The organism is Fulvivirga sp. M361 (assembly GCF_007097395.1).
Classification (GTDB): domain Bacteria; phylum Bacteroidota; class Bacteroidia; order Cytophagales; family Cyclobacteriaceae; genus Fulvivirga.
The window spans coordinates 326,555-339,411 of record NZ_VKDC01000001.1 but is presented as its reverse complement, the minus strand read 5'-3'; the positions used below and the strand labels follow the sequence as shown (position 1 = coordinate 339,411).

8 protein-coding genes are annotated in these 12,857 nt (G+C 43.7%); 5 read left to right on the top strand and 3 right to left on the bottom strand.

Going from position 1 to position 12,857, the window contains the following annotated elements; genetic code table 11:
- Positions 1-15 precede the first annotated feature (15 nt).
- Entirely contained in the window at positions 16-1,992 is a 1,977-nt protein-coding gene (locus tag FNH22_RS01340; protein WP_143396487.1) for a thiamine pyrophosphate-dependent enzyme, read from the bottom strand.
- Positions 1,993-2,071: 79 nt separating this feature from the next.
- Between FNH22_RS01340 and FNH22_RS01335 the strand changes: the two genes are divergently transcribed.
- The 5 genes from FNH22_RS01335 to FNH22_RS01315 all read left to right on the top strand — a co-directional run bounded on the left by FNH22_RS01335 (position 2,072) and on the right by FNH22_RS01315 (position 10,917).
- Positions 2,072-3,313, top strand: a complete 1,242-nt coding sequence (locus tag FNH22_RS01335) for a pitrilysin family protein (protein ID WP_143396486.1) — start codon at positions 2,072-2,074, stop codon at positions 3,311-3,313.
- Positions 3,314-3,315: 2 nt separating this feature from the next.
- Positions 3,316-3,795, top strand: coding sequence for a 2-C-methyl-D-erythritol 2,4-cyclodiphosphate synthase (gene ispF / locus FNH22_RS01330; RefSeq protein WP_143396485.1), 480 nt, complete (start codon positions 3,316-3,318; stop codon positions 3,793-3,795).
- Positions 3,792-4,493 carry a tRNA (5-methylaminomethyl-2-thiouridine)(34)-methyltransferase MnmD gene (gene mnmD / locus FNH22_RS01325; RefSeq protein WP_143396484.1) on the top strand — a complete coding sequence of 234 codons (702 nt, stop codon included), beginning with the start codon at positions 3,792-3,794 and terminating at the stop codon, positions 4,491-4,493. The genes ispF and mnmD overlap by 4 nt, the downstream gene beginning before the upstream one ends.
- Before the next feature lie 426 nt (positions 4,494-4,919).
- On the top strand, positions 4,920-9,443 hold the full coding sequence (gltB, locus tag FNH22_RS01320; protein ID WP_143396483.1) for a glutamate synthase large subunit: 4,524 nt from the start codon (positions 4,920-4,922) through the stop codon (positions 9,441-9,443).
- Between the two features lies 1 nt (position 9,444).
- Positions 9,445-10,917 (top strand): glutamate synthase subunit beta, encoded by a 1,473-nt coding sequence (locus tag FNH22_RS01315; RefSeq protein ID WP_143396482.1) that lies wholly within the window; start codon positions 9,445-9,447, stop codon positions 10,915-10,917.
- Between the two features lie 458 nt (positions 10,918-11,375).
- Here FNH22_RS01315 and FNH22_RS32350 read toward each other — a convergent pair whose 3' ends face one another.
- On the bottom strand, positions 11,376-11,678 hold the full coding sequence (locus FNH22_RS32350) for a hypothetical protein (protein WP_221420187.1): 303 nt from the start codon (positions 11,676-11,678) through the stop codon (positions 11,376-11,378).
- Between the two features lie 18 nt (positions 11,679-11,696).
- Entirely contained in the window at positions 11,697-12,857 is a 1,161-nt protein-coding gene (locus tag FNH22_RS01305; protein ID WP_143396481.1) for an ABC transporter substrate-binding protein, read from the bottom strand.

The window sequence follows — 12,857 nt, the reverse complement described above, 5'->3', positions numbered from 1 at the left end:
AACGCAGCAATTTAATTAAAATTCCATCAAATGCTTAATTTTTCCTGTTAACCTTCCTTTGGGTAAAAAGTTTTGCTCCAGTGGAGGGGAAAAAGGAACGGGTGTATCCAGGCTCCCTTCTCTTAATACAGGAGCATCCAAATATTCAAAACAGTTTTCAGATATCCAGGCACTGATTTCTGCTCCTACGCCTCCTGTAATACAATCTTCATGTAAAATAAGCACTCGGTTAGTTTTCTTCACACTTTCAGCCACTGTCTCTTTATCCCATGGAAGCAGTGTCCTTAAATCGAGTATATCAGCAGATAGGCCTAGAGCTTCTATTTCTTCGATGGCCCAATGTACGCCCATTCCATAGGTTATGATGGAAAGCTCATTTCCACTTTTGACCAGTTTGGCTTTTCCGACTTCGGTGGTATAATAATCATCGGGTACATCTTCTGTGAGTGAACGGTAAAGTGCTTTATGCTCAAAAAAGAGATAGGGGTTAGGGTCTTCTATGGCAGCACAGAGCAGTCCTTTGGCATCGGCCGGATTGGAAGGGTATACAATTTTTAGTCCCGGGGTATGAAAAAACCAGGCTTCGTTAGACTGGCTATGGAAAGGTCCGGCAGCTACACCAGCTCCTGTAGGCATTCTTACTACCACATCTGCCTGCTGCCCCCATCGATAGTATGATTTGGCCAGGTTGTTTACAATTTGGTTAAATCCACAAGTAACAAAGTCGGCAAACTGCATTTCGATCACGGATTTTTGTTTTTTAATTGACATGCCCAGGCCGATACCAATGATGGCTGATTCACAGAGTGGAGTATTTCGTACCCTGTCTTCTCCAAATTGCTGAATAAACCCTTCCGTAACCTTAAAAACACCACCATATTCGGCCACGTCCTGCCCCATAACCACTAATTCAGGGTATGCTTCCAGGCTTTGCTTTAGTCCGTCTGAAATAGCATCTACAAGTCGCTTACTTTGTGTAGTGTGGCTTTTGGGTACCTTTTGTTGTTGTTCAAAAGGAGCATAGACATCCTTTAATTCTTCTTGAGTGGAGGCCTCAGGCAGTGGTTCGGCATAGGCCTTTTCCAACCCTTCATCGATCTGTTTCCGGATTTTGCTCCTTAGACGTTTTATGGACTGCTCTGTAATGACTTTTTCCTTTAAAAGGTATGCCTCATAGTTTTCAAGAGGGTCTTTGGCTGCCCACTCTTTCATTAGTTCTTTGGGAACATATTTAGTGCCGCTTGCCTCTTCATGTCCGCGCATCCTGAATGTTAATGCTTCGATGAGGACCGGCTTGGGAGATTTACGCATCTTCTTGGTAGCCTGCTCAACTGCATGATACACATCCAATACATTATTGCCATCTACGAGTATTCCTTCTATCCCATAACCAGGGCATTTATCTACAAAGTTTTTAAACCGAAACTGTTGATTACTTGGTGTAGATAAGCCATAGCCATTGTTTTCCACCATAAATATTACAGGCAGGTCCCAAACTGCTGCTACATTAATAGATTCATGAAAATCACCTTCACTGGCTCCTCCATCTCCGGTAAAAACGAGTGTGGCTTTTTTATCGCCGCGCAATCTGTTAGCCAGAGCTATACCGTCCGCTACACCCAACTGAGGGCCCAGGTGAGATATCATACCTACAATGTGATGCTCGTTAGATCCAAAATGAAAAGAGCGGTCGCGGCCTTTAGTAAACCCACTAAGTTTCCCTTGGAACTGTGTAAATAGCTTGTGGTATGCCACGTTTCTTGCGGTAAAAACACCCAGGTTTCTATGCATTGGCAGTATATATTCATCTTTTGCCATAGCCAACGTAGCTCCGGCGCCAATGGCTTCCTGACCTATACCGGAAAACCACTTACTTATTTTACCTTGTCGTAAAAGGATGAGCATTTTCTCTTCTATCATCCTTGGCTGTAGCAGAGCTTCATAAAGGTCTTTAAGCAGTCGATCAGAGTAGTTCCGGCGATTGAACTTCATAGGTCAGTGTTTTTGACAAATTTAAAGTATTGCTGTTATCAGCATAGTGCAGTGATCTTTTTTATTTTTGTCTGAATTCATGATTGATTTTAATACTTTTTCGCTGGACAACGGGTTACGTGTTATAGTACATGAAGACCCAAACGTACAAATTGCCGTAGTTAACCTCCTTTATGATGTGGGTTCTAAAGATGAAGACCCCGAATTCACAGGCCTGGCGCATCTTTTTGAACACTTAATGTTCGGAGGGTCGCGGAACGTTGACCGATACGATGAGCAGTTACAAAAGGCAGGCGGAGAAAATAATGCATTTACCAGTCCTGACATTACCAACTATTATATGACGCTTCCGGCTCAAAATATTGAGACGGGTTTTTGGCTGGAGTCGGACCGTATGCTGGGACTTTCTTTTGATCCGAAGGTACTGGAGGTACAGCGTAGTGTGGTAATAGAAGAGTTCAAACAGCGTTATCTGAACCAACCCTATGGAGATGTGTGGATGAAGCTGCGACCACTTGCTTATCATGACCACCCGTATCGCTGGCCTACTATTGGCAAAGACATTGATCATATTGAGAAGGTGACGATGGAAGACGTGAAATCTTTTTTCTATAAATATTATGTGCCGAACAACGCTACCTTAGTGGTAGCTGGTAATATTAAGCTGGATAAGGTGAAGGGACAGGTCGAAAAGTGGTTCGGTAGCATCCCATCACAGGAACGACCATTAAGGTCACTACCTATGGAAAGAAAGCAGGCAGAAAAAAGAAGGCTGACCGTTGAGTCTAACGTTCCCATGGACGCGTTATATATGACTTTTCATATGCCGGGAAGGTTTTCCGAAGATTATCAGGCGGCAGACCTGCTAAGTGACGTGTTAGGAAGAGATAAATCATCCAGATTATATAAAAAACTAGTTAGAGAGGATAAGCTTTTTAATACGATCAATGCACATGTCACCGGAAGTATAGACCCGGGCCTCCTGGTGATTAGCGGTAAGCTAAACCAGGGTATCCACATTGCACAGGCTGAACAGGCAGTATGGCAGGTTATTGATGAATTAAAGATGAACCGGGTGACGGAGAAAGAGTTGATAAAGGTTAAAAATCAGGCAGAGTCAACGTTATTATTTGCCGAGGTAGAAATACTTAATCGTGCTGTAAGCCTGGCTATGGCATCTCTTTCCGGTGATATCAATACAGTTAACAGGGAGGTTGATAAAATACGTAATGTTACATCGGACAGTGTTACCCGCACTTTTGATGAGCTGCTTACACCTGCAAATGCATCCGTACTACATTATTTATCAGAAAATAACTAATTATGAAGATCAGAACAGGTTTCGGCTATGATGTACATCAATTAGCTTCCGGGGAAGAATTCTGGCTGGGGGGTATTTTGGTAGAACATGATAAGGGTGCTGTGGGGCATTCCGATGCAGACGTACTGATCCATGTGATTTGTGACGCATTGCTGGGGGCGGCGAATCTTCGCGATATCGGATATCACTTTTCTGATAAAGACCCAACCTACAAAGGCATAGACAGTAAAATTTTGCTAAAAGAAGTGCTGCTACTTATTCGTGAGAAGGGCTGGGAAATAGGGAATATTGATTCCACTATATGCCTCCAGCGGCCGAAAATTAACCCACACATCCCGGCGATGAAGCAATGCATGGCAGAAGTCATGCAAATTGACGAAGAAGATTTATCCATAAAAGCCACTACCACAGAGCAATTAGGTTTTGTAGGAAAAGAACAGGGCGTAGCGGCGTTTGCATCTGTGCTGATCACAAAGTCATGAATGACGATGACGAACGATTTAACGGGCCGGAACTCATTGTAACCGAAGACGGCTCTCATTCTCTTTACTTGTCCGCCATGAAAGAAACTTATCATTCTTTTCATGGAGCGTTACAGGAATCTGAACATGTTTTTATCCGGTCGGGACTGGAGTATTTTTCAGTACAAAGTGATGTATCTCCCATACGCATATTGGAGATAGGTTTTGGGACAGGGCTGAATGCTTTATTATCTGCCATTTGGGCTGCTGAGGAAGGCAGGAACCTGTTTATGGACAGCATTGAAGCTTATCCATTGCCGTTAGACCTGGCCAACCAGCTTAATTATCCGAAACTCATTGGTAAAGAGACATCTCAACCATGGTTTGACAAGATGCATGAGAACCCCTGGAATAAGCAAATAAGTATTCACTCATCCTTTTCACTTAAGAAGGTCGATAATAAGCTACAAGTGCAACGCCTGTCATTAGAAACGTATCATATCGTCTTTTTTGATGCTTTTGCTCCTAATAAACAGTCAGAGTTGTGGGAGCGGGAAGTACTGGCCAGAGTATTTCAAAGCCAGGCACCAGGAGGTGTTTTTGTGACTTACTGTGCCAAAGGTCAGTTAAAACGTGATCTGAAGGAGATTGGCTACCGAGTAGAAACCTTGCCAGGGCCTCCCGGTAAAAAGGAAATGGTTCGTGGGATCAAAAAATAAGTTGCTCCCCACTAACTCAAAGAAAGAAAAGCTACGAATTAAATTTCTTTTGGTAATGTTCTCTCTTTAGAGTCAGAAAATTGGTGAATGGTTTGTTGTAAAGAACAATATTCTGCCAATATGTTAAAAAAGCATATATAATGGTAAAAATACCGCAAGATACGTAGGCATTATTATGTGTAGTTTGCAAAAATGTTAAATGTTTCAATTTCAATCTCATCAAGTAAAAGAGTCCGCAATCGTTTGATTATTGGATAAATTTTAACGAAAAGGCGGGTTGATTGAAAAATTTGCAAAAAAATCATTGATAACGCGTTTTTAGGATAGTCATAGTACACTAGCGTTAGGGAATTTTTAATTATCTTTATTTTCCGGTAGGCACCGAAATGCGTTGTATTTGGGTGCTTTTGTTGTCTAAGAGTAGTTATGAAAAGAAGAAATATGAAAGGATTATACACGCCAGAGTTGGAGCATGATTCGTGTGGGATTGGATGTGTTGCCAATATTGATGGGTCTAAGACGAGTCAAATCGTTCAGGAAGCCATTGATATGCTGGAAAACATGGAGCATAGAGGAGGAACAGGCAGCGACCCTGAAACAGGAGATGGAGCGGGAATAATGGTCCAGAACCCTCACGATTTTCTAAAAGAAGAATGTAAAGACTTAGACCTTGAACTACCTGAATTTGGTCATTACGGAGCGGGTATGATCTTTTTCCCGACCATTAAATCCGTACGTGAGGAGTGCAGGGCTATTTTGGAAAAGAATGCTCAGGAAATGGGTTTTAAAGTATTGGGCTACCGGAAAGTCCCTGTTGATCATACGGTACCGGGTTCAGGGGCTAAAAAAGTTGAACCTGTTATTGAGCAGGTATTTATCACGCACACCACTGCCACTTTTGATGAATTGGAGCGTAAACTTTTTGTATTGCGTAACTCTACTACACATTACATCGGACATAATGTAAAAGGGAACAACGGCGATTTTTATATGCCAAGTTTTTCTTACAAAATAATGATTTATAAAGGTCAACTGCGTACGAATCAATTGCGCCCTTATTTCTATGACCTTCAAAATGAAAACTTTACAAGTGCGCTTGCACTTGTCCACTCCAGGTTTTCTACGAATACATTTCCTAACTGGAAACTGGCCCAGCCGTTTCGTTATATTGCCCACAATGGAGAGATCAATACCATACGAGGTAATGTAACTAAAATGAGGTCGAAGGAAGCGATCATGGAATCCTCACTTTTTACTGAGGAGGAACTCAAAATAATACTTCCGGTCACAGATCCTTCGCACTCCGATTCAGCTAATCTGGATGCTTTGGTAGAGATGTTGACGATCAGTGGTCGTTCACTTCCTCATGTAATGATGATGCTTGTCCCGGAGGCCTGGCAGGATAATCCATTAATGGACAAGGAGCGGAAAGCCTTTTATAAGTACCATGCCTCCCTGATGGAGCCCTGGGATGGTCCCGCAGCCTTGGTTTTCAGTGACGGTAAAATGATCGGAGCTACGCTGGACCGTAATGGACTCAGGCCCTCTCGTTACTGCATCACTAAAGATGGTCGACTGATCATTGCCTCAGAGGCGGGTGCTTTACCGGTAAAACCTGATAATGTCATAAGTAAGGGCCGGATGCAGCCGGGTAAGATGCTTATCGCTGATCTTGAAAAAGGTCGTATAGTATATGATCATGAAGTGAAAACGGAGATCAGTACAAGTAAGCCTTATGGAGAGTGGATCAGTAAACACCGGGTAAAGCTGAGTTTGTTACCTACGCCATCAGATGTGGAGCAGGAATATGATCTGAAAACATTAAAACGGCGACAGAAAGCTTTTGGCTATACTAAGGAAGATCTAAAAGTCATTTTGGGACCTATGGCAGTGAGCGGTACAGAACCTATTGGTTCAATGGGTGCAGATACACCTGTAGCCATACTCTCTAACCAGAGCCAGCATATATCTAATTATTTCAAACAGCTGTTTGCCCAGGTTAGCAACCCTCCCATTGACCCGATACGCGAGCGTATGGTAATGTCGCTTTTTACCAGGGTGGGACAAAGTCTTAACATACTGGATGAAACACCGGAACATACCAAGCAGGTACATATTTCGCAGCCGGTATTGCTTAATACCGATCTGCAAAAGTTTAAAAACCTTCAAAATATTGGGTTTGATTACAAAGTTATAAGTGCGGTATTCAATGCTGATGGCAAGCCGGGGAGGCTGGAAGAAGGCTTGGATAATATATGTGGTGAAGCAGAGGCTGCAGTACTTGACGGTAAGACTATACTTATTATATCCGACCGAAATATTGATGCGGCTAATGCCCCAATCCCATCGATGTTGTCAGTAGGTGCGGTTCATCAGCACCTTGTACGAAAAAACCTAAGGACACGGGGAGGCATTATAGTTGAAAGTGGTGATATTCGGGAAACCCATCATTTTGCTACTGTCATAGGGTATGGTGCCAGCGCTATCAATCCGTACCTGGCACTTGAAAGTATCCATGACCTGAATGAGCAAGGTCTGCTTGAGCAGGAGGTAACGGATGAAGAGGCTTTTGCCATGTATCAAAAAGCCATTGGATATGGATTATTAAAGATCCTGTCCAAGATGGGCATCAGTACCTTACAATCTTATCAATCCGCTCAGATCTTCGAGGCGTTGGGGATAAGTTCCAGGGTCATTGATAAGTGTTTTAAAGGTACGATCTCTCGTATTGAAGGCCTCGATTTTGATAGTCTGGCTAAAGAAGTTTTAGTGCGAAACAGGTCGGCCTTTGTAGAAGATACCACTACTCCCGATACATTGGAAGTGGGCGGAGTATACCAATGGAAGCATAGGGGAGAAAAACACCTGTTCAATCCGGATACGATCCACCTCTTGCAACACTCTACACGTACCAATAATTATGCTCTCTATAAGCAGTATGCAGATAAAATTAATGATCAAATGCGTGATGCCCTTACATTACGCGGGCTGTTTGAATTTAGGAACAGGGCGCCTATTCCTATTGAAGAGGTAGAGCCCAAAGAGGAAATTTTTAAACGCTTTGCTACAGGTGCCATGTCATTTGGTTCTATCTCGCATGAGGCCCATTCTACGTTGGCTATTGCTATGAATCGTATTGGCGCTAAGAGTAACAGTGGAGAAGGAGGCGAGGATGAAATTCGTTTTGAGAAAAAACCGAATGGAGACTGGGAGCGATCGGCCATCAAACAGGTAGCTTCGGGCCGGTTTGGTGTTACCAGTTATTACCTGACCAATGCTGATGAGTTACAAATAAAAATGGCCCAGGGTGCGAAGCCCGGAGAAGGAGGCCAGTTACCAGGGCATAAGGTGGATGACTGGATTGGAAGAGTAAGGCATTCTACGCCTGGAGTAGGTTTGATCTCACCACCGCCTCATCATGACATTTATTCCATAGAAGACCTTGCACAATTGATCTATGACCTAAAAAATGCTAACAGGGAAGCCAGGGTGAATGTGAAGCTGGTTTCTGAGGCCGGTGTAGGGACGGTAGCTGCCGGTGTTTCCAAGGCAAATGCGGATGTGGTGCTGATCTCTGGCGCTGATGGAGGTACGGGGGCTTCTCCGCTTAGTTCTATACGCCATGCAGGTCTTCCCTGGGAACTGGGACTGGCAGAAGCACACCAGACCCTGGTGAAAAATAACCTGAGAAGTCGTATCACCGTTCAGACGGACGGTCAGATACGTACCGGAAAAGATTTGGCAATAGCTACTTTACTCGGGGCAGAAGAATGGGGCATTTCTACAGCAGCTCTTGTAGTGGAAGGGTGTATCATGATGCGTAAATGCCACCTGAATACATGCCCGGTAGGTATCGCTACTCAAAATACTGAGCTTAGAAAGTTATTCACAGGTGATCCTGATCATGTAGTGAACTTTTTTACTTTCCTGGCAGAAGATCTGCGGGAAATTATGGCCTCACTTGGTTTCCGCACCATTAATGAAATGGTAGGTCATACCGAAGTCATCAAGCTGAGAGGTAATATCGACCACTGGAAGCTTAAAGATCTTGACCTGACTCCCGTATTATATAAAGAGTATATGCCGAGTAACATTGGTACCTACAAACAGATAGAGCAAGATCATGAGATTGACGAAGTGCTTGACTGGGCCCTGTTAGAAATGAGCCGGGCTGCGTTTGAAGAGCAAAAGCCGATAAAAAAAGCCTTTCCAATAAAGAATACGAACCGTGCTGTGGGAGTAATTCTTTCTAATGAGGTAAGTAAAAAATTTAAAAGTGACGGACTGCCGGAAGATACCATTCACTATTTATTTGAAGGCTCAGCCGGGCAGAGTTTCGGGGCTTTCCTTGCGCCGGGAATATCATTTGAGCTGGAAGGCGAAGCCAACGACTATTTTGGGAAAGGACTTTCGGGAGGAAAACTGGTAGTATACCCTCATCATAAATCGGACTTTGTAGCCAGTGACAATATCATTGTAGGTAACGTAGCTTTTTATGGAGCTACGCGAGGACGAGCGTTCATAAGTGGTATGGCAGGAGAGCGTTTTGCCGTACGCAATTCAGGAGTAGAAGCTGTTGTGGAAGGTGTAGGCGATCACGCTTGCGAATACATGACGGGAGGACATGTGGTAATACTTGGACCGACCGGTAAGAACTTCGGAGCTGGTATGAGCGGTGGGGTAGCCTATGTATATGATGTAAATGGCGACTTCGATACATTGTGTAATATGGGAATGGTCTCCCTGGATCCTTTGGATGAAGAGGATGAAATCAAACTAAAATCGCTTTTAAAAGAGCATTTGCACTATACAAAAAGTGTGTTGGCAGAGGAATTACTGGAGAATTGGCATAGTTCGCTGGATCGGTTCATTAAGGTAATGCCTAACGATTACAAGGCAGTATTATTAAAACAAAGAGAACAACAGGAATCAATTAAAGTGGCTGTGTAATATGGGAAAGGTAGATGGATTTTTAAAGTACGATAGGGAACTTCCTAAATCACGTGATCCGAAAGAAAGGTTAGGTGATTTCAAAGAGATATATGAAGAATTTCCTGAAGAGAGGACCAGGGAACAGGCAGCGCGTTGTATGGATTGCGGTATTCCGTTTTGTCATAACGGATGCCCTTTGGGCAATATAATCCCGGAATTCAATGATGCAGTGTATCAGGAAAAATGGGATGAGGCAATAAGTATATTACTTTCCACGAATAACTTTCCGGAGTTTACCGGACGCATTTGCCCGGCACCTTGTGAGGCAAGTTGTGTATTGGGAATTAACAAGCCTCCTGTAGCGATAGAACATATAGAAAAGACAATAGCTGAAAAAGCCTTTGAATTGGGTCATATAAAAGCCCATATTCCAAAGCACCGCACTGAAAAGAAAGTAGCTGTAATTGGTTCTGGCCCGGCAGGTCTTGCCTGTGCGCAGCAGCTGAATAAAGCCGGACATTGGGTAACTGTACTTGAACGTGACGATCGTATCGGTGGGCTCTTACGATATGGTATCCCCGATTTTAAGCTGGAAAAGTGGGTAGTGGAACGTCGTGTTGAATTGATGGTAAGTGAAGGCATACGCTTTAAAGTGAATGCCAATGTGGGTGTAAATATTAACCCCAAAGAACTTATGGAAGATTTCGATGCTATTGTTATTTGTGCCGGTGCTACAGCGCCAAGGGACCTTCCGATCCCCGGAAGAAAAGCCAGTGGTATTCATTTTGCCATGGACTTCCTTACTCAGCAAAATAAGCTTGTTTCAGGAGATAAACTGGATGTAGATCAATTGATATCAGCAAAGGATAAACATGTGGTAGTCATTGGTGGTGGAGATACCGGTTCCGATTGTATAGGCACATCACATCGGCAAGGAGCAACATCAGTGACACAACTTGAATTACTCCCCAAGCCATTGAATCAGCGTACACACCAGGACCCATGGCCTCTGTGGCCAATGACACTGCGCACATCAAGTTCACATGAGGAAGGTGGAGACAGAGAGTGGTCTATCCTTACCAAAGAGTTTTGCAATAATGGTCAGGGTGAAGTGAAAAAAATCAAACTTGCTCATATTGAGTGGTATACCGATGGTGGTGGACGACGTGCTTTCCGCGAAGTACCAGGATCAGTACATGAAATAGACTGTGACCTGGCTTTGTTAGCTATTGGCTTTCAATCACCTGAGAAAGGTCTATTAGACCAGTTTGGCCTGGCACCTGATGGCAGGGGCAATGTGTATACCAATGAATACCAGACAAATATCGACAAAATATTTGCAGCAGGAGATGCTCGTCGAGGCCAGTCATTGGTGGTGTGGGCGATCTCTGAAGGTAGGGAGGCCGCTGTAGCTGTGGATAAATTTCTAATGGGAGAAAGCCATCTTGAGCGCAAGGAAGAAAGCTCGGTAGCGTTGGGTTCCCAGTTGTAGGGGCTGGGTTTCTATTTTTTTATTACAGAGAAAAATTAGGTAAAGGCAGGTTTTTCTGATGTGAATAAAGTCAGAGTATAGATTTTCTAATAAACCGTTATAAGAGATTTAAGATGCCAGAGGTCTGTTTTAGCATAAAACCAATTGTTCTTTAACCCTTTAAAAGGGCTTAGACCAAAAACATCATTTTTTTCTAAAGAGACAGTTTCCCTTCCCGATTCAGTGTATCAGGCGGTAGATCCAGGTGTTTTTTTCTCAGATGGTCCCAGGGTTCAAGTTTAGACCAGTCAGGCTGCTCATATTTGATAAAAGGGGAATGTTGCTAAAAAGGTGATGCCAGAAAAATGGTTCTTTGTTGGACCCCTTCTCCGTTAAATGTTCGGAATCCCCAACTGATAGGAATAAGTTTTTATCCAGGCGGCGGTAAAATTCTGCCCGTGACGTTCTGCGCTCTAGCTTCAGGGCTTCCGGAGTAGGGTCTTTTCCGACTCTTTGTTTTCCCCGATACAAATATAGAAATGCCATGGCCCAAAATCCACCGTCAGGTAGCTGCCGTGAAGTGATATCTGGTTTGGTTTATTAGGTTGCGTCACCTCCCAGGCCGCACCTTCGGTCAAGGGGCCGAAATGGATTTTATCGTAAAAATTTTGATCGATGTCTTCGAAAATAGCAAAAAGGGTTTCTTCCTCTGTGGGCACCGGGAATACTTCTTCCCAAGTGCCGGACTTATTCGGTAATGATCTCGTCCCTTTTAATCGCATTTATAGTATACTTATAGTTTATTGGATGGGTTGAAAATATTTTAGTTGATGATCGCGTAGTACATCAGGGTGAAAGATCCGGACCAGGTCAGCCAGTAGGATGTGAGGTTCTACCATACCTTCCTCCCAGTAATGATTATGTCCTTCTTCAGAAAGCCATCGATTATTGTTATATACCCCTGATTGCTTTACACTTTTGAAATCAAGGTATCGCTCGTCTTCAGCTATTAAAGTCTCCAATTTCTCAACGAGGTGGCCTGGGCCTAACCAAAAATCTGCTTGTTGGCCTTTTATGAATGCATGTTCAAAGCTGATTCTGTTCTCCTCGTATTGTGTGCTGTCTTCGAGGATGTAGCGCCCACCGGCATCGTGGATGAGTTGGATGAAAAAGTTACTCGATCCGTGGGTGGACCACATCCCCCTGCTACTGTGGCCTACAATGACTGCAGGCCTGTCCTCAACATCTTTTACCAGAAGGGCTAGTGAGTCATACCGGCTGGCTATGGTGTCGAACAAGGCCTTGGCCTGCTTTTCTTTATTTAACAAAACACCAAAGTATTTGATCCACTCTGCTACCCCAAGAGGATGGTCCTCCAGGTGTACGCAATTCATCATCGGGGTAAGCCCTAATTCGATAAGCTGACGGGTGATATCGTACTTGTTGCCGGATGCATTCTCAAAAATAGCCTCGGGCTGTAGTTTTAAAACAAGTTCGGTGTTGATCGTATTTCCCCTGCCGATCACACTTATTTCACCGGAAGCCGCTTTTTCCAGCAGGTACGGGTTAGCGATCCATTTGGGGTCTGCAATGGCTACTACGTCCTCCAGGTTTCCCAATAAGGTGACCATGGCGGCTTCTACCGGGCTGCGAAGGGTGAATCGTTGCAATGGAACGGCTAACGGGTGCGCTTCGGGAAATTGATCCGGTAAGTCTTGACCTCTCTCGAACAGCACGTATTGGTAGTCAACGCCCTTTTGTTTTCCCTTAGGTTTGATGATCGAAAGAATTTTATACTTACCACTATCGACGATATCGAACCTTGCAGCGTACCGGGTGCGCTCTTTATGTGATTCAAAGACTACTTTTCTATGTTCTTTTTCATCTTTACCTGGATGGCAGCCGATTAGATATAGGCCTGAATAAAACAAAATAGTGATGGTATTAATGACTTTTTTCAT